Here is a 16,623-nt window from a genome sequence, read left to right as displayed (position 1 = left end):
AATAACCTCCAACTGTCTGCATGAATGCCAAACGGGTTTAGAACTCGTGCCCACTCAAATTTCTGCTGAGCGCTCTTAGCGCAGAACTTCGGATACACGTCGAATGTCTGCAACGGGCCGTCAGCGCTTTCCATCAGGACATAAAGTCGTGTCGCCTGCTAGGTGATCCAGAAGCGCGCGCACCCGAGTTGTAATGCGCCTGTTCTGTGGAAATAATGCAGCGACGACATATGGCGACACCCGGTTCTCCGGAAACAGCTCGACCAGATCGCCGGACCGTAAGGCATCTGCGACTGTATATGCCGGGCACCGTGCGATGGCGGCGCCTTGTTCAGCAAGGCGAGCTGACGCAGCGGGAGCATTCATTCGGAAGCGTCCGGTCACTTGGATAGCCTCTTCTTGGCCGCCGAAGTCGAACCTCCACACTGTAGGCTCTGTCATATTGCCATCGAGGATACACTCATGTTTGGCCAGTGCCCGGGGATGGTCCGGGCGCCCTGCGCGTTCCAAATAGGTGGGTGAGGCACAGACAACCAAGGGCATGCGGCCCAATTGCCGAACCTTGAGCGAGCTGTCCCGCATTGGGCCAATCCTGACAGCAAGGTCGAGGCCTTCTTCAACAATCGACGCTCTGCGATCAGAAAACTTCAGATCGAGCTCTACATGGGGGTGTTTCTCAGCGAATTTGGCGAGCGAAGGTACCAACCGCAATGCGCCAAACCCCGTTGGCGCCGAGATATGGATCACACCGCGAAGGGACGCCTGCTCATTTCTGACCCTGTCTTCGAGTTCGTCGAATCCGTCGAGAAGCGGCTCGCACAACATCAGGTATGTTGCACCCGCATCTGTCAACGACACGCTGCGGGTCGTGCGATTGAGCAGCTGTACACCAAGCGCGTTTTCCAGATCAGCGACGTACTTACTGACCAAACGCGCAGACCGCCCCATGCGCTGCGCAGCGACGGTGAACGACATGTTCTTTGCAACCAGCGCAAAGGCCCGCATGCGGTCTATCTTGTCCATCCCATTGCGCCTTCTGAGGGCTTAAAGTTCGTCAAATATAGGGGATTATCATCAAGAAGCGCAATATGTATTGCTTGTTCAACACCCGCAACCAACCGGAGAAACCCATGTCCAACGCTGTTCGTATTCACCATTTCGCCAAATCTGGCCATGCACACCGCGCTTTGGTCTTTGCGAAACTTGCCGGGATTGCACATGAGGTTGTTCCTGTCGATCTGGCAGCTGGCGCGCATAAGTCGCCTGAATTTCTTGCGATGAACCCAAATGGGCAAGTGCCCGTCCTTGAGGATGGCGAGGTTGTTATGTCCGACTCGAACGCGATTCTTGTCTATCTTGCGCGGATATATGCGCCTGATTGGATACCAAGTGATGCGGTCGGAGAAGCAAACGTGCAGCGTTGGCTCACTTTAGCGGCTGGAGAGATTGCGTTTGGTTCTTGCGCTGCGCGGTTGATCACCGTCTTTGGCGCGCCGCTGGACCCGAACTTTGCAGCCGCGACTGCCGAAAAAGCGATGCAGAAACTGGAGCATGGGCTCACGGGCCGCGACTGGCTCGTCGGCGAGCAACCCACGATCGCTGATGTGGCTAACTACTCCTATACGGCACACGCGCCGGAGGGGAATGTCTCTCTCGAGCCATACCCGAATGTCCGTGCCTGGCTCGCTCGGTTTGAGGCCTTGCCCGGTTTTGAAGCGATGCCGGCGACGGCTGTTGGTCTTGTTGCAGAGTGAAAGGGCAAACCCATGACGACCGAAGCCCAACGGCATCCTTTGCCACCGTTCTCAAAAGAAACCGCCATTCAAAAGGTGCGCCTGGCTGAGGACGGCTGGAACGGCCGGGATCCGGCCAAGGTCGCGCTGGCCTACACGCCGGACAGCAAGTGGCGCAACCGGATCGAGTTTCCCCAAGGGCGCGATCAGATTGAGGAGTTCTTGACCGGGAAATGGGCCAAGGAACTGGACTACCGTCTGATCAAAGAGCTTTGGGCACATGACGGCAATCGCATCGCGGTCCGCTACGCCTATGAGTACCACGATGACGGCGGAAACTGGTTCCGGGCCTATGGCAATGAAAATTGGGAGTTCGACAAGGATGGCTACATGGAACGCCGGTTTGCCAGCATCAATGAACACCCCATCCAAGAGGCGGACAGAAAGTTCCGCTGGCCGCCGGGGCGCCGTCCGGATGACCACCCCGGTCTGAGCGATCTCGGGCTCTAGCGTGGCTCTGGTGAAAGGATCAAGCGATGGCACAGATACATAAATCGCACAGAGGTGAGTTGATGCTGCAAGAGCGGCGTCACACTCCCAAAGAGGTGAGCGATGCGATTCCGCACTACATCGAAAGCGATATGCCGAAACAGCATGCGGATTTCTTTGCGGGTCTGTCCTATTTGCCGCTCGCAACGCTTGATCGTAATGGGCGTCCGTGGGTCAGCCTTCTGGTTACACAATCAGACAGCGACCCTTCTGTTGGCATTCAGGTTGCGGGCCAGAACACCACGCATGTGGTCGCGGAAACCAATCCGCATGATCCCTTTGTGCGTGCTGTGAGCCAGGATCCCGCATCGGGCCTTGAAGCGCGGCTCTTTGCCGGGGTTGGGATCGATTTCGGTAACCGCCGACGAAACAAAATTGCGGGCTCCATACGTACCGCAGATGTCGAGGGCGAGGAGAAGATCAGGTTACAACTGTTGTCCGATCAGCACTTGGGGAACTGTCCAAAGTACATTACAGTCCGTTCCTTAGGGCACACGCGACGCAACCCTGAAATTATCCATGACGGCTTCGATGTGCACTCATCTGTGCTGTCGAATGAGGCCAAATCCGTCGTGGCGCGCGCCAGCACCTTGTTCTTGGCGACAAAACATACAAGCGATGCCACCACTGCAGGCGCTCAGACCGATATGGGCGTCAATCATCGCGGCGGCGCGCCCGGCTTTACCCGGCTCTACGAGGAGAACGACGGGGCGCGGGTTACGACCTATTTGGTTCTGCCCGATCATTCTGGCAATCGCTTCTACCAGTCGCTGGGCAATATCGAAACGGACCCGAAGGTTGGGCTGGTCTTTCCAGACTTTGAAACCGGTGAGATCCTCTACATTACGGGGGATGCTGAAAATCTGCTTGGGGATGACGCAGATGCGCTGATGCCGCGCGTGAGCCTGCTGACACGTATCAAGGTAACGGGCGCGGTTTTTGTGCGTGGAGGCCTAAACCTCAAGCAGGCATCAAAAGAGCAACTCTCCCCCTACAATCCGCCGGTCAAATATTTGCGCGCAGAGTTGGAGAAGATGGGGCATGCAATCAAGGCGCACGACGCCGCTATCCCGTTGACCGCCAAGCTTATCGCTACAAAACCCCTGTCCAGCACAATCAGTACCTTCGAATTCGAGTTGTCTGAGGCAATCAATGCCCCATTGCCCGGTGGCTTTGGCGTCTTTGACTTCTCCGACCTGGTGGACGCCGGATACAGCCACGTAAACGAGACAAACCCTCAGCTTGTGAACGAGGACTACGTCCGCACATGGACGCTTTCCGGAGCGCCAAAGTTTGACGAAGAGAACAACGCGTTTCGCACGACCAATCGGATCAGTGTTACGGTCAAACGCAAACCAGGCGGTCTGATGTCCAACCTCCTGCACAACAACGCGGAGAAGCTGATCACGTACAATCTTCCAGTTAAATTCAAAGGCACCGGAGCGGGCTTTTCCTGTTTTTCCGAAGTGGCTGAGGGCAGCCCCCCAAAGTTCCCAGCAAAGATGCTTTGGATCGCGGGTGGCGTTGGCATCACCCCGTTCATGGTGATGTGGGACGGACTCAAACAAGTGGTAGAGGCTTACCCGCAGGACCAGTCCATCGATATCGTGTTTCTGTTTTCCGGTCGGGACGATGACATTGCAGTTCTGCAGCACTTTGCGAAAAAAAACAGCTGTGTTTCGGACCAGGTGACACTACGTATTGTCGCGTTTCAAAGCGCAGGCGAAAACGCATTGGCTGCGAAATCCGCTCGCGATGATCTGAACGCAGCATTCACCGATCAGCCGCTGCAGCTTCAGGAGCGACGCATGCATAGCAAAGACATTCAATCGGTCGCGCATCTCGGAATGCGAGATGTATATATGTGCGGCCCTGAAACTTTGATGACCAGTTCTGAAGCGGCGCTTAACGATTTGGGCCTCGAGGAAGCAAGGCTTCACCGTGAGACGTTTGTGTTTTGATAGGGGGATAAAAAGCCTGCCCATGACGTCTCCGGGCAGCATAATCAACTCTATGATTGAGTGTTGGAAAGGTTTTCACCAAGTCGAAACGATACCGGTTTCCTCAGTGCTATCCCGGATCGATGACCGCTATGTGGGCTGCACTCGCGGAAACTGATCGCTCCGCGCGAGGCCCGGTTTAGGCCGTTGGATGTATCGTGGAGAACGGGGAAGGCGCTTGCGCTGCGTCTGCACCGAAGTCTGCAACGAGCCTGAAGCCGACCTGTTTAGACTCAAAGCAAATACGCTTTTCGCAAGACGTGTCTATTTTCGACTAAACAGCGCCTTGTGACTGATGTTGCAGCTTGCGGACTTTCCCTGGAGGCATGTTAAAAACCCGTTTGAATGCTTTGTTAAAAGAAGGTTCAGATAGGTACCCGATCTCAGCCACGATTTGCGAGATTGGTTGATCGGTAGCAATTAATCGTTCTCGCGCCAGATGCATCCGCCAGGTCGCAAGGTATTGTATTGCCGGCACACCGACGAGCTCGGTAAACCGTGCGGAAAATGCCGATCTGGACATACCTGCAACCTGTGCAAGAGACTCGACTGTCCAGTTTGCTGCGGGTGCGCGATGAATGGAAACAATAGTGCGGCCAATCTGTTGGTCTCTGGCGGCTTTCAGCCAACCTCGATTGGCGTCGGGCGCACTGTTCAACCATCGGCGAATAGCCTCGATGACAACCACATCGGCCAAGCGTGTAATCACTGTTTCGCCGCCCGGTCGTAATTCACGCGCCTCTCTTGCAATGAATTGCAAAGTTGCTTGTAGCCAGCTCCCTGCATCCTCTTCCCACGGATCGATTTTGAGTACGTCGGGAAGCAAGGCCATCAACATGCCGCTGGCCGCGTGATCTATCCTGACGAGCCCGTACATGATTCCGGTCTCGGCTCCACCACCGCCGTGCTCTAGCGTTTCGTAGAGCTCGGTCACCTTGCGTATGGGCAGTTCTTCCAGTTTCAAAAGTGGGGTGTCTTTTGAGCTGGAGAACCCAACTGGCGCGCCATTTGTCATCAGAACCAAGTCGCCTTTCTCGACTTCAAACGGCACATCTTCTCCGACCCTCATAAAGCAACGCCCGTGCGTAATGACCGCAAAGCTCAGTATTTCGGGGAAACCCGGTATAGAAACGCCCCAAGGCGCAGACATGCGCGACTGGCAATAGAATGTACCCGTCAGTTTCAGAAGATGAAGAATTTCCCCGAGCGGATCACCGATTGGCTGCGCCAGTGCATGGGGGTCGGGAATATGGGGGTTGATCTGGCTCACTGCACCAGACTGTTCGATATCTTCCCAATTGTCTACAGTATTTGGATGAATGGATAAAAAGTTAGGACAATGCAGACTTTTTCGTCCTTCGTGCTTACCTATTTTGGGGTCATTGACTGATTTTAAGGAGATGACCGATGACACAGCAAACCATTCTCGTACTTGGCGCAACAGGTAAAACCGGATCACGTATCGTGACGCGCCTTGAAGACAGGGGTCATGCAGTTCGGCGTGGATCGCGGAATAGCAAAACCCCATTTGATTGGGAAAATCCGCAGACATGGCCCGCAATCCTGGACGGTGTTTCTGCCGCCTATATTTCCTATTTTCCTGACATCGCCTTTCCGGGCGCGGTCGAGCAAGTTGCGGCCTTCACGGCATTGGCTCGAGAAAAAGGACTGCAGCGACTTGTGCTGTTAACAGGTCGCGGAGAATTTCATGCCGAACGTGCTGAAGGGGTTGTTCGGAACTCCGGTGTGCCCTTTACGATCGTCCGTGCGGCGTGGTTTGCGCAAAACTACTCTGAAGGTGCATTGCTGGAGCCGGTAATGGCCGGTGTGTTGCCCATGCCCGCAGGTGACGTGCGTGAACCGATTATCGACGTGGACGACATTGCCGACGTTGCCGTCGCCGCCTTGACCGAGGAAGGACACACTGGTGAGCTGTATGAAGTTACAGGGCCGCGTCTCATGACATTTGCCGAAATGGCTGCCGAACTTTCGCGCGCAATGGGCAGAACCGTGCAATATGTGCCGATTTCGTTTGAAGACTTCCATGCGGAAATCATCAACGCGAGCGGAGAGATGATTGCTGACGTGATTACTGACATAGCGAGGGAAACGCTTGATGGTCGCAATGCGAACACTGCGGACGGTGTTCAACGTGCCTTGGGGAGAGCTCCGCGCGATTTCTCCGATTTTGCTGATGAAGCCGCAAAGTCTGGCGCTTGGGCACAAGCTGCATGAGTCGGTCTGACGACAAAGGAACACAATCATGACGTTTGACGTAAAACGCAGGCTTGTCCTGGGGTTGGCGGGTCTTGTTGCAGCCACCCTGGGGCTGATCATCACGCTGGCCCCACTGGCCTTTTACTCCAGCTACGGCATTGATATTTCGCCGCAACCGAACTTGATGAGCGAATTGCGCGCACCTGCTGCCAATCTGGCTGCACTTGGCCTGATCATTCTGTCGGGAGCGCTATACCAAAAGATGGCCCAGACATCAGCTTGGCTTGGAGCCACTGTGTTCTTCGCCTTTGCCGCGGGGCGCGTGGTCAGCATTATGCTTGATGGACGACCATCGGACAGCATCCTTTCTGCTCTTGGGATAGAGATGGTACTTGGACTGCTGTGTTTGTGGGCCGCGAGCAAAGGGCGGCTAACGAAAGCTGGCATGCACCTCATGTCGTCGCGTAAACTTCGGATTTGAGACACAGTGAAAGCTGCCTGAGTGCATTTGGCCATTCACCGATACAGAGTGGGTGGCCAAAATATCTGAGTGACTCCGCGAAATACTGAATGGCTGGCGCTACCGATTGTGAGTTATGACATTAAAACCTTCTTCGGGTGATGGTGCCTCGAAATACCTCGCCAAACGCCAATATTGATCTTCCGTTGCTGCAAAGGCATGCGCACCTTCACTGTTGCGCTTGTGCAGCCGGCGCAGACAAACCTCATCCGGTAAGTCCAAAAAGTGAAGCTGGTGCGTCGCAGCAGTTTCTTCCAGCAGCTTGCGCATCCAGGCTCTGTTTTCAATTGTGTTCGCCGGAAAGTCGAGAATGACAGAAACCCCGGCCTTCAGCAACGATGCGATGTGCCGCCCCATGACCGGCCGCAATTTCAAAGCGCAATTTACATAATCCTGCAGGGAGTTCATCTGGTCGCCGAATAGGACGCTAAGCCATTCATCTTCTGAAATGAGCACCGCCCCGCCGCTATTCGCAAGTTTCGCCGCCAGACTTGATTTTCCTGAGGCGACTTTACCACAAAGCAAGTGAAGCGTTGGTTGGACCTGTGACATAGGGTGAACTCCCGGACTACCTAATGGCCCCTGTGCTCAGTTGATCTGCAAGTTGATCAAACACCAACCTGATCCTTCGCGCAGTATGTAATTCCGAGTGCGTCGCCAGCCAAATCGGGAACTTAAACGGCTCTCGGTCGGGTAGCACGCGCTCCACACCTGGTGTCAAGGCAGCCACGTCATCCGACATTACACTGATGCCAAACCCTTGGCGCACCAGCTCCCAGGATACAATTCCGCTTTGCGAGCCAATCCGGAAACTCTTTCGAGTGACCTTAACGCCCGCCGGATCGAGAAAACCGATCATCGTGTCAATGTCGCCAAACCCCACGAAATCCAACTTCGCGAGCTCGTTTTCATTTTTCGGCCTTCCCAACTGATCAAGGTACGCAGGTGCTGCGTAAAAATGTGCCGTCGCCTCGGCAACAAGCTTTGCGGTCAGATCTGGTTGCGTCGGGCGTACATGTCGGATGGCGATATCAGCCTCACGTCTCTGTAGGTCTCGTAAGTCATTGGCAGCAACGACGTCGATCTCAAGACGCGGTGCTGCAAGTCGGATCTTTTTCAGTATAGGCGGCAGCTGATAGGCAGACATCACATCTGACGCGGTGATCCTGACTTGCCCTTCGACAGTTTGCGACTGGCTTGTAGCAGTAAGGGAGATCCTGTGCGCGACATCCGCCATTTCTCTGACATGCAACAAAAGCTCGGCGCCAGCGGTCGTTAGACTAAGCGATTTACCAACTCTTTCAAACAGGGTGATCCCAAGCGCCAATTCCAGCGCCGCAACCTGACGACCGACAGTAGGTTGAGTTTGCTCGAGAACGCGCGCCGCTGCGGAAAACGAGCCTTCTTCAGCCGTCGCAAGAAAGGTCCGTACCTGATTCCAGTCGAAATTGATGGCATTCCAGTTCATGCATTTATGCATAACACTTCTGCGAATTATGGCAATTTAGTAAATGTGTGTATGGATGTATGGGATGCGACAACAAACTTGAAAGAGAGTAATAAAATGGCTGCTTTGTCCAAAGATGCCGCGTTCTGGAGCAGAATCTCGCGAAAGTATGCGGCGGACCCAATCCGGAACATGGAAGGGTATCTGAACACACTCGAACGTACGAAGTCGCACCTAAAAGCAGAAGACAGTGTACTGGAAATCGGTTGCGGGACGGGTTCAACCGCGCTGTTACTTGCACCGCATGTCAACCATATCACCGCCTCGGATCTCGCTCCGGGCATGATCGAGATTGCCAACGAGAAGCGTGCTAAAGAAGGATTGGAGAATGTCACTTTCAAGGTGGCCGAAGTTCTCGAGCACGATCCTGTTGAAGGTGGTTACGATGCGGTTCTGGCGCATAACCTGCTTCATCTCCTGCCTGATTTGGATCAAGCGCTAGAGCATATTGCCAAATTGACAAAATCCGGTGGGGTTTTCATATCCAAAACGGTGTGTGCGCCTGAGAATGGTGGGTTCAAGTATGCGATGATCAGTCGTGTCGCGATCCCTATCATGCAGTTTTTTGGGAAAGCCCCGTTTGTGAATTTCGTTTCTATGTCGATGCTTGATAGGAAAATTGAGCGTGCAGGCTTTGAAATCCTGTATACTTCCGATCAAGCCTCGATGCTCCAGAGTCGTTATGTTGTTGCGCAAAAACCTTGAAGCTCTAGTTCATTCAGCTTTGCAAGTGGAAACGCTATCTGTGTCACATCACCAGTAACAGTAAATTCCTGAATGAATGGACTGCATTCAGGTTTGTTTCCACCTTTAGAAAGCTATTGCGATTGGCGGCGTTGCCCGAAAACCATGAGTTAATTAGAACCAGATGTTGCGGCCGCGGCGAAAGTAAGGTCTGTCGGGCCGCAATTCAGCGTTGAGAACTGTTTGCCAATAGAAGGTCTGAGCCGTCCACACGAACGGCCCAAGTGTTTAGATTTCGATAGCTTCTGCAATGGCAAATCACTTAGTGATGGTCCAAAGCACCATTTGATCGGTTTTTCCGCGGGCATTGTAGGCGGGAAGTTGGGATAGTATTTTGTTAACTTCATCGGACAGTTGTTCCCTGACAGCATCCGAGATCACCACTTCTACTCCGAAGTCTCTGGCAGCACTTTCTATCCGGGCGACGGTGTTCATTGTGTCGCCCAGCAAGGCTACCTCCTTTTTCCATGTCCCGATCTCACCTGCCGCAACCGGCCCACAATGTAGAGCCACCCTGATCTTTGCCTCTTGCCCAAATCTGGCGACGTATTCTTCGGTCTTACTCTCTAACGTGCGGGGCATTTCCTTCGCGCACGCAAAACTCCGTTCGTAACTCTTCGGGCTCGCTGTCGGCCATGTCACGATGACTGCGTCTCCCACGTATCGATGCACTTCGCCCCCACTGCTCTCTATCGGCTGGGACAGATCGTAGGACACGTCAGAAAGGAACTCGTGGAATCTCAAATCGCCAATCCGCTCCGCGAGCGAGGTCGACCCTACCAGGTCGGCAAAAAGAACAATTCGGTTTTCTAGCCGGGGGCGTCGATATTGTCCGGTGAAGATTGCCAAAGTTGCCTCCCGGCCTAACAGTCTTAGCAGTTCAACTGACGTGGAAATGACAGAAGCGATCGCAGCGGATAGAGCAAAGTTGAATGCAAACTCAGGTTCCTGCCAGAGTTTCTGATCAAGCAGTACGCGCGCGGGAAGTATGATCCCGATAACGATAATCAGACTATAAGTGACGGCCCTAAAGCCGATTATGACGATAAGCGGGGTCTGCCGCAGCCATCGGATCGATTGATTAGAGAGAAAGGTGAGCTCAACCGTTAGGCATCCTGCACCAATGATTAACCCGGTCAAACTGCCGACAATTGCATCCACTGGTTTCTCGTATCCGTCTAGGAATATGAGAGGCGTGAGCGCGCCAATGCACATAGAAACTGCAATGACCTTCAAAGCAAAAATCGCTGTTAGTCTGTCGATCAACGCTGCCCCCGGAACGAGAATTCTCTGTTTTGCTATCAGAATCGTTGGGTGGCGGGAACGTGAACTTCAAGGGTCGGCGCATTCACTTTGTCACGCGGAGAATTCATAGGCAAATGCAGCGAATTGGCGCTTTGACCCGCAAAACGTACGAAGTCTGCCATCCCGCCTTGCGATTGCGCCGATAGTCCGGTCTGACGGGCTGCGCCGCAGCGCCCTCAAGGTCGGTCAAAGGCCTGGTATGGGCCGTTGAATGCAATCCAGTTGGCTCGCGCTTCCGATTGTCGAACGCGCTTTAGTGCGTCTACCCACGTTCACGAGTGCCGCGAGTGCCAGATAAACGAGTGAGTGCTTTTTCATGATTCTGTGCGAAATTGTTGGGTTCGACGGTGAGTCTGTCGGGCGACCGGATTGAAGGCCCTGCATTGGATCAAGCAAAGCTCCCACCGCGGGGTGTTATCATTGGATTGTCGGACGCCGCGATTGCCTGCAGGCACCTTTTCTCTAAGCGGTCAGGCTTATACCCCAGACCAATTCGAGAAACGGCGACATTTGGATGATGCTGAATGGTCTATCACCGAGTGAAATGACGTGACGCGCGCAATGGTTTTCATGGCGCTGGTCGCGAAATGCTTTACGATATTGCCGACAGAAACCGATCCGAAAAGGATCAGGGATTGTACGCATGATCGACGCGTGCTGGTGTTCCTCGACATCGCAAAAAGCGGACGTCGCCGATGGTGCAGCATGGAAACCTGTGGCAATTGCAGCAAGGCTGCTGCATTCAGAGCAGACTTACACCAGTAAGGTTTTAGCTTAGGAACTGCTCAATCACGGCTGCTTGTTGCTTTTTTCCATCCGGGTCTGCTTCGGTTTTCAGGCGAGTAAACGCCTCACCCCAGTTTGAAGTGCGAACGCGGATCGGCGGGTCAGAGGCTTCAACCACGCCCATGACAACTGATGCCACTTGTTCCGAAGTTTGATAGATATCGCTGCCATCCATTCGCGCCTGAGCGCCGCCAATATACTTCTGGAGAATAGGTAGATACTCATCCTCAAGCATCCCGCCCGTGGCCTCGACATGTTTCAGCACATTGGTCGCAAACTCGGATTGAATACCGCCCGGTTCAACTGTCGAGAAATGGATACCGAAATTGGGCGTGACGTAGCTGGCCAAAGCCTCAGTGTACCCCTCAACCGCGAACTTTGCGGCGCAGTAGATCTCGTTGAACGGCTGACCCACTAGGCCGCCTACGGATGAGATTGTGATGACGTGGCCCGAGCGTGCTGCGCGCATGTGTGGCATCACCGCTTTTGTGCAGCGCACGACACCCATGAAATTCACATCCATGACCCAGGCGACCTCTTCTTCGCTGGCTTGTTCGGTTGTACGAATAAATCCGGCACCCGCATTGTTGATCAGCTTATCGATCCGCCCCTCGTTCGCGATGATCTGATCGACTGCGGCGTTTACGCTGGCGCTGTCTTGCACGTCCAGCTCAAGCACGTTGAAATTGACGCCAGCGTCAGAGGCGGCCGCATCCAAGATGCCGCGCTTGGCGAGGTTTCGCATAGTAGCGTAGACAGTATGGCCCGCATGGGCCGCTTGTACGGCGATTTGAACACCAAGGCCGGTTGACGTGCCGGTGATCAGAATGACTTTGGGCATAATGGAAGCTCCGAATATCAAATGAATTGCTTGCGGCAACGATCCGATGTGTCGGGGCGAAGGTCAACAGCGGGACTTTAAAACGCCCAAAGCCTCATCGAAGGTATTCACATTCTCTTCTGCGCGCGCGGTCAGATGCGCGCCTTCCAAAAGGGCCAGTATCGCGCGGGACTCCGAGATCGGATCGGTGATACCGGTGATTGATTTATCCTCTTGGCCAAGCTTCAGGATCTCTTCGATTTGGGTAACCATCATGGCGCGGAATTTTCTGATCTTTTGGATCACGTCATCCGAAAGGCTTTCACGGCTGCTGATGAGCGACACGCAGAGACACAAGGTTTTCCCGTCATTGAGTGCATCCCGGTAGAGGTCGATCAGGGCCAGCATTTGCTCGGCCCCGGTTTTGTGTTCTACCCGGATGCGGTTGCACTCTGCCTGCAGGGTCTCATGATAGCGATCCATGAGTGCCGCCGACAGCGCTGCTTTGGTCGGGAAATGATAGTGGATTGACGCCTTGCGAATACCCACCGCCTCTGCCAGATCGGCATAGCTGAACCCGTCAAACCCCCTCGCGCGCGCAGCGTGTTCGGCAACATCCAGAAGGGCAGTCTTGGTATCACTCGTCATACGTGCTCAAACCTTTTCCGTCATGATCAGGGCCAGCGCGTTTTCCGCAGACTCCAGGGCGCCTTCGATATAGCCCCCGAACTGTGGTGCAACTTCGGTCCCGCCAAAGATTAGACGGCCATCCCACAGACGGGTCATCGCATGGGGCAGCCCGTATTGCGGATGAGCGTATAACGGCTGTTGATCCGCTTCGATAGAGGTGAACGGGTCAAAGGCCCAATCTTTAACAAAGAGTGTCTTTGGCTCCGCAGCTTCGGCGCCGAACAGCCTGGACAGTTGCCCTTTGAGCAACTGCCGCAGCCGTTCTTCGTTGCTACGGGTGCGCGGGGGTAAGCCGATAAAGCCGAACAACGCGTAAGGTCCGCCCTCGGCAGGGGAGGCGTCGTGTACTTCCACCATCGGCCCCCTGCGGCTCATCGCGTGACCGGACAGCCCGGCCGTGCGCCAGAACGGGGTATCATAGACAGCGATGACTTTGGCCTGGCCGGCCATCCAAGTCGCGATCCCAGTCATTGCCGCTAAAGCTTCATCTGGTAAAGCAGGTGAGAACGCGATCTTGCTCGCCACGCGAGGAGAGAGGGCCAGTACGACTTCCTGAGCATGGATGACCTGCCCAGTTTGAGCGGTCGCGGTGATCCCAGACGCAGACTTCTCTAACCCGACGATAGGCGCGGATAAGATGAGCCGCTTCGGCGGTATCTCAGCGGCAAGCGCATCAGTGAGGGCGCCCAGACCACCTTTCAAGCGATACGATCCTTGCATCGAGGCAAACCCGCGATCGCGCTCGACCTGGCCGATCTCGTTTTCAAAGCTGAGAGCGCCTGTTGAATATTGTTCGAACCACTCCAGACCGAGCCGCTTTATTAACGCTGCAATACGCGGCTGCCCGGGCCAGAACCAGGCGGGACCCATGTCGAAGTACCCACCCTCCAGCCTTTCCGTCAAGATACGTCCGCCCGGTCGACCCCGCGCTTCGACCAGCAGGTAGTCATGGTTTCGTGCCTGTAGCTGTCGCGCAAGGCAGAGGCCAGAAAGGCCTGCGCCAATGATCAGAGTTTGCGTCTGCATCGCTCAGAACCCCTCAGATGCCGGGCGCAGGTCCAGCTCATGGGTCCAGGTGGATTGCGGTTGATGGGCTAACTGCCAGTAGGCCTCGGCAATCTCGTCCGGTTTCATCATCTTCGACGGATCCAGCGAGTGCAAATCCCGCGAGCGGGGTGTATCGATGATCCCGTCCAAAACGACGTGCGAGATATGTACGCCAGCCGGTTGATATTCACGTGCCAGCGATTGTGTCAGCCCGCGCAGGGCGAACTTAGCCGACGCAAAAGCGGAAAACCGTGGGCCGCCGCGCAGCGACGCTGTGGCCCCCGAAACGATCAGCGCGCCACCACCGCCGCGCACCATCGGTTGCAGAACACATTGCCCCAGCAGGACCAAAGATTGCACCATTGATGTCCACGTTCTCTGATAGTCTTCCAATGCGGTTTCGGGGAATGGCGCGATCACCAGCTCAGCCGTATTGTGTACCACGAACTTCGGCGGGCCATGCGTAGCGATCAATTCAGAAATCACTGGCGCAACCGCACTCGGATCGGACAGATCGACCTGATGAAACGGCGCGATCGTTTCCTGCGGCTGCGTCCGTCCAAGACCAATGGCCGTCATGCCACCTGCCTGAAACCGCGCGAGAAGGGACTGGCCAAGGCCAGCCCCCGCACCGGCGACAATCGCCAGAGGTTTCTTGCTACTCATGAATTAAACCACCGGTGGCTGTGCAAAGGGCAGGTGGCCAGTCTTCATCCAGACCTTCGCCCCGTCTGGGCCAGCCATAGCCGACAGCGCTTCACCCTCAGGCAGGCGTAGCCAGTCGTTCTTTTTCAGAACGTCACCGCCTGAGGTCAGAGATCCGCCAATCATTAACAGCTCGATACCACCCGGCGCATTCGAAGTAATCTCGGTGCCTGCATCAACATGGCTGTAAGTGACAACCTCGCGGTCATCCTTGTGCAGGGTCGCAGTGGCGACCCCGTTCACGGGTGCGGCCAGTTCGTCGGCCATGGTTTTGCGGAACTGATTGCGGTCCTCCATGTCGAACTGCCAGAGTTTGACGAAGATCGTGCAGCCGGGTTCTGAGCCGGGCGTGTGCCCGGTTGTGGGCGGATTGCGCACATAGGTGCCTTCCGGGAAATCGCCATGCTCATCCTGAAAGACGCCGTCCAGAACTATGAACTCTTCACCACCCGTATGGGTGTGGGCCGAAAACTTGCTGCCTGGTGCATAGCGCACAATGGTGGTGGCGCGGGCGACTTCGCCACCAATTCGGTCCAGCATGCGCCGGTCCACACCCTTCATGGGCGAGGCCTGCCACTCAAGCTGATCAGAGTGAACAACGACACGCGAAGAGAAGTCCGAGTTGAGTTCCATGGGAGGGGTCCTTTCAACTTAAATGGCAGTTCTCGCTTAGCCGGCGATAGATGGACGGGCCGCCATCTTAGCACGCCAAGCTTGCAGGTTGGTCAGGGTTTCAGGAATTTCAACTTTGGCAAAATCGGCGAACGCTAATCCTGCAAAGGCGGTGATATCAGCCACAGAGAATGTGTCTCCGGCCAAGTATTCGTTTTCGGCCAATACCGCATCCAGATAGGCCATAGTGTTTCCGGCAACCTCTTTCTGTTTGTTGCCCCATTCGGCGCATTGATAGGTTTCCAGGTCCGGGCCGAGGCCAGGTGTGGCATGGTGGAAGTAGGTGCCGACCGCATTCAACAGACCGTTTTCCGCGCGCAGGTTCATCATCGAGATCCGGGCGCGCTCTTGCGCAGTCACGCCGGTCAATGATGGGCCATCGAAGGTTGCGTCGATATATTCAGTGATCGCGTTGCATTGAGCGATGTGCGATCCATCTTCCAGTTCCAAACAAGGCACCGCGGCATCGGGGTTTTTGGCTTTGAACTCAGGTGTACGATGTTCGCCGCCCATCACATCCACAGGGATGAATTCAACTTTGTCTGACGCGCCTTTTTCAGCCAGCGCAATACGAACACGGGCAGGGTTCGGGAACCCTTCGACGTCATAAATCTTCATCTGAGTACCTCCGTCAGGGCTTGCAATACTATCTACCTATCAATAGGTAGATAGTATTGCAAGCCTTTATTACGTCTTGTCAGATTGAATTGCTCTGATGGTCTTGTCAAAAGAACTTTGTTTGAGTGGGGCAGGGGTATTGCGTAGCTATTGCCCATTACCGGACCTGCTTCTTTCAAATACTATAAACACCTGTCCTGAGATCATCCGCCTTGCGGTGATGCAGTACAACCGTTTCTCGCTCTCGCTTCGGAATGTCGAAGATCTGCTGCACGAGCGAGGTATCGATGTCAGCCACGAAACTGTCCGCTATTGGTGGAACAGGTTTGGCCCGATGTTTGCCTCTGAGATCCGAAGAAAGCGGGTGCAACAACTGCGCGCATTCTCGAAATGGAAGTGGCATGTGGATGAGGTTTTGTGAAGGTTAATGGCAAGAAGCATTACCTCTGGCGGGTCGTAGATCATGAGGGCAAGGTGCTGGGAGCCGTTGTCACCAAACGCCGAAACAAAGTTGCAGCGCTGAAATTCCTCAAGACATTGATGAAGCGACACGGTAAAGCGGAAAACGTTGTCACAGATCGCTTCGCCTCATATAGAACCGCTTTCAGAGAGCTTGGTACTGACAAAAAACAGAAAACGGGCTGGTGGCTCAGCAACTGCGTCGAGAATTCGCACCTGCCTTTCCGACGACGCGAACGCGCCATGCAACG

18 protein-coding genes and 1 pseudogene are annotated in these 16,623 nt (G+C 54.7%); 8 read left to right on the top strand and 11 right to left on the bottom strand.

Annotation, left to right across the window (positions count from 1 at the left end):
* Nucleotides 1-120: 120 nt before the first annotated feature.
* Nucleotides 121-1,023, bottom strand: a complete 903-nt coding sequence (locus ACR0CZ_RS20305; RefSeq protein ID WP_170399690.1) for a LysR family transcriptional regulator — start codon at nt 1,021-1,023, stop codon at nt 121-123.
* Nucleotides 1,024-1,130: 107 nt separating this feature from the next.
* Between ACR0CZ_RS20305 and ACR0CZ_RS20300 the strand changes: the two genes are divergently transcribed.
* The 3 genes from ACR0CZ_RS20300 to ACR0CZ_RS20290 are packed head-to-tail and all read left to right on the top strand — an operon-like array spanning nt 1,131 to nt 4,243.
* Nucleotides 1,131-1,754, top strand: a complete 624-nt coding sequence (locus ACR0CZ_RS20300) for a glutathione S-transferase (RefSeq protein WP_170399692.1) — start codon at nt 1,131-1,133, stop codon at nt 1,752-1,754.
* A gap of 12 nt (nt 1,755-1,766) precedes the next feature.
* Complete coding sequence (locus ACR0CZ_RS20295; RefSeq protein ID WP_170399696.1) at nt 1,767-2,243, top strand: nuclear transport factor 2 family protein; 477 nt, start codon at nt 1,767-1,769, stop codon at nt 2,241-2,243.
* Nucleotides 2,244-2,269: 26 nt separating this feature from the next.
* Entirely contained in the window at nt 2,270-4,243 is a 1,974-nt protein-coding gene (locus ACR0CZ_RS20290) for a pyridoxamine 5'-phosphate oxidase family protein (RefSeq protein WP_170399699.1), read from the top strand.
* Between the two features lie 313 nt (nt 4,244-4,556).
* Here the strand turns inward: ACR0CZ_RS20290 and ACR0CZ_RS20285 are convergent, their stop codons facing one another.
* On the bottom strand, nt 4,557-5,696 hold the full coding sequence (locus ACR0CZ_RS20285) for an AraC family transcriptional regulator (protein WP_170399653.1): 1,140 nt from the start codon (nt 5,694-5,696) through the stop codon (nt 4,557-4,559).
* On the opposite strand from ACR0CZ_RS20285, the gene ACR0CZ_RS20280 reads away from it, so the two are divergent.
* Together ACR0CZ_RS20280 and ACR0CZ_RS20275 are read left to right on the top strand one after the other, a co-directional pair.
* Nucleotides 5,690-6,517 carry an NmrA family NAD(P)-binding protein gene (locus ACR0CZ_RS20280; RefSeq protein ID WP_480537311.1) on the top strand — a complete coding sequence of 276 codons (828 nt, stop codon included), beginning with the start codon at nt 5,690-5,692 and terminating at the stop codon, nt 6,515-6,517. The genes ACR0CZ_RS20285 and ACR0CZ_RS20280 overlap by 7 nt on opposite strands.
* A 28-nt stretch (nt 6,518-6,545) precedes the next feature.
* Complete coding sequence (locus ACR0CZ_RS20275; protein WP_170399705.1) at nt 6,546-6,980, top strand: DUF4345 domain-containing protein; 435 nt, start codon at nt 6,546-6,548, stop codon at nt 6,978-6,980.
* A 99-nt stretch (nt 6,981-7,079) separates the two neighbouring features.
* On the opposite strand, the gene ACR0CZ_RS20270 is transcribed toward ACR0CZ_RS20275, so the two are convergent.
* Both ACR0CZ_RS20270 and ACR0CZ_RS20265 read right to left on the bottom strand, forming a co-directional pair.
* Entirely contained in the window at nt 7,080-7,571 is a 492-nt protein-coding gene (locus ACR0CZ_RS20270; RefSeq protein ID WP_170399709.1) for a P-loop nucleotide/nucleoside kinase family protein, read from the bottom strand.
* 16 nt (nt 7,572-7,587) lie between these two features.
* Nucleotides 7,588-8,487: a LysR family transcriptional regulator gene (locus tag ACR0CZ_RS20265; protein ID WP_170399712.1), complete on the bottom strand. Its 900-nt coding sequence runs from the start codon at nt 8,485-8,487 to the stop codon at nt 7,588-7,590.
* A 51-nt stretch (nt 8,488-8,538) separates the two neighbouring features.
* On the opposite strand from ACR0CZ_RS20265, the gene ACR0CZ_RS20260 reads away from it, so the two are divergent.
* Complete coding sequence (locus ACR0CZ_RS20260; RefSeq protein ID WP_480504124.1) at nt 8,539-9,231, top strand: class I SAM-dependent methyltransferase; 693 nt, start codon at nt 8,539-8,541, stop codon at nt 9,229-9,231.
* 297 nt (nt 9,232-9,528) lie between these two features.
* On the opposite strand, the gene ACR0CZ_RS20255 is transcribed toward ACR0CZ_RS20260, so the two are convergent.
* Entirely contained in the window at nt 9,529-10,536 is a 1,008-nt protein-coding gene (locus tag ACR0CZ_RS20255) for an adenylate/guanylate cyclase domain-containing protein (protein ID WP_170399715.1), read from the bottom strand.
* A gap of 600 nt (nt 10,537-11,136) precedes the next feature.
* Between ACR0CZ_RS20255 and ACR0CZ_RS20250 the strand changes: the two genes are divergently transcribed.
* Nucleotides 11,137-11,340: a CGNR zinc finger domain-containing protein gene (locus tag ACR0CZ_RS20250; protein ID WP_170399718.1), complete on the top strand. Its 204-nt coding sequence runs from the start codon at nt 11,137-11,139 to the stop codon at nt 11,338-11,340.
* 4 nt (nt 11,341-11,344) lie between these two features.
* Here the strand turns inward: ACR0CZ_RS20250 and ACR0CZ_RS20245 are convergent, their stop codons facing one another.
* The 6 genes from ACR0CZ_RS20245 to ACR0CZ_RS20220 form a co-directional block, all read right to left on the bottom strand.
* Nucleotides 11,345-12,202 (bottom strand): SDR family oxidoreductase, encoded by an 858-nt coding sequence (locus ACR0CZ_RS20245; protein WP_170399721.1) that lies wholly within the window; start codon nt 12,200-12,202, stop codon nt 11,345-11,347.
* 63 nt (nt 12,203-12,265) lie between these two features.
* Complete coding sequence (locus ACR0CZ_RS20240; protein WP_170399724.1) at nt 12,266-12,829, bottom strand: TetR/AcrR family transcriptional regulator; 564 nt, start codon at nt 12,827-12,829, stop codon at nt 12,266-12,268.
* A 6-nt stretch (nt 12,830-12,835) separates the two neighbouring features.
* Nucleotides 12,836-13,897, bottom strand: coding sequence for a flavin monoamine oxidase family protein (locus ACR0CZ_RS20235; protein WP_480537313.1), 1,062 nt, complete (start codon nt 13,895-13,897; stop codon nt 12,836-12,838).
* 3 nt (nt 13,898-13,900) lie between these two features.
* Complete coding sequence (locus ACR0CZ_RS20230) at nt 13,901-14,584, bottom strand: SDR family NAD(P)-dependent oxidoreductase (RefSeq protein WP_170399731.1); 684 nt, start codon at nt 14,582-14,584, stop codon at nt 13,901-13,903.
* 3 nt (nt 14,585-14,587) lie between these two features.
* Complete coding sequence (locus tag ACR0CZ_RS20225) at nt 14,588-15,256, bottom strand: cupin domain-containing protein (protein WP_170399734.1); 669 nt, start codon at nt 15,254-15,256, stop codon at nt 14,588-14,590.
* A 36-nt stretch (nt 15,257-15,292) separates the two neighbouring features.
* On the bottom strand, nt 15,293-15,913 hold the full coding sequence (locus tag ACR0CZ_RS20220) for a glutathione S-transferase family protein (protein ID WP_170399737.1): 621 nt from the start codon (nt 15,911-15,913) through the stop codon (nt 15,293-15,295).
* A 156-nt stretch (nt 15,914-16,069) separates the two neighbouring features.
* On the opposite strand from ACR0CZ_RS20220, the pseudogene ACR0CZ_RS20215 reads away from it, so the two are divergent.
* Nucleotides 16,070-16,623: pseudogene (locus ACR0CZ_RS20215) on the top strand (IS6 family transposase); the annotation flags it as partial.

It is taken from the genome of Ruegeria sp. H9 (assembly GCF_056532915.1).
This window is presented reverse-complemented; position numbering and strand designations above follow the sequence as displayed.

Excerpts from the sequence above, each read along its gene's own strand:
- ACR0CZ_RS20220 (WP_170399737.1), bottom strand. The coding sequence starts at position 15,913 with ATGAAGATTTATGACGTCGAAGGGTTCCCGAACCCTGCCCGTGTTCGT.
- ACR0CZ_RS20260 (WP_480504124.1), top strand. The coding sequence starts at position 8,539 with ATGGATGTATGGGATGCGACAACAAACTTGAAAGAGAGTAATAAAATG.
- ACR0CZ_RS20305 (WP_170399690.1), bottom strand. The coding sequence starts at position 1,023 with ATGGACAAGATAGACCGCATGCGGGCCTTTGCGCTGGTTGCAAAGAAC.
- ACR0CZ_RS20240 (WP_170399724.1), bottom strand. The coding sequence starts at position 12,829 with ATGACGAGTGATACCAAGACTGCCCTTCTGGATGTTGCCGAACACGCT.
- ACR0CZ_RS20270 (WP_170399709.1), bottom strand. The coding sequence starts at position 7,571 with ATGTCACAGGTCCAACCAACGCTTCACTTGCTTTGTGGTAAAGTCGCC.
- ACR0CZ_RS20290 (WP_170399699.1), top strand. The coding sequence starts at position 2,270 with ATGGCACAGATACATAAATCGCACAGAGGTGAGTTGATGCTGCAAGAG.
- ACR0CZ_RS20235 (WP_480537313.1), bottom strand. The coding sequence starts at position 13,897 with ATGCAGACGCAAACTCTGATCATTGGCGCAGGCCTTTCTGGCCTCTGC.
- ACR0CZ_RS20250 (WP_170399718.1), top strand. The coding sequence starts at position 11,137 with ATGGTTTTCATGGCGCTGGTCGCGAAATGCTTTACGATATTGCCGACA.
- ACR0CZ_RS20265 (WP_170399712.1), bottom strand. The coding sequence starts at position 8,487 with ATGAACTGGAATGCCATCAATTTCGACTGGAATCAGGTACGGACCTTT.
- ACR0CZ_RS20230 (WP_170399731.1), bottom strand. The coding sequence starts at position 14,584 with ATGAGTAGCAAGAAACCTCTGGCGATTGTCGCCGGTGCGGGGGCTGGC.
- ACR0CZ_RS20245 (WP_170399721.1), bottom strand. The coding sequence starts at position 12,202 with ATGCCCAAAGTCATTCTGATCACCGGCACGTCAACCGGCCTTGGTGTT.
- ACR0CZ_RS20300 (WP_170399692.1), top strand. The coding sequence starts at position 1,131 with ATGTCCAACGCTGTTCGTATTCACCATTTCGCCAAATCTGGCCATGCA.
- ACR0CZ_RS20280 (WP_480537311.1), top strand. The coding sequence starts at position 5,690 with ATGACACAGCAAACCATTCTCGTACTTGGCGCAACAGGTAAAACCGGA.
- ACR0CZ_RS20225 (WP_170399734.1), bottom strand. The coding sequence starts at position 15,256 with ATGGAACTCAACTCGGACTTCTCTTCGCGTGTCGTTGTTCACTCTGAT.
- ACR0CZ_RS20295 (WP_170399696.1), top strand. The coding sequence starts at position 1,767 with ATGACGACCGAAGCCCAACGGCATCCTTTGCCACCGTTCTCAAAAGAA.
- ACR0CZ_RS20275 (WP_170399705.1), top strand. The coding sequence starts at position 6,546 with ATGACGTTTGACGTAAAACGCAGGCTTGTCCTGGGGTTGGCGGGTCTT.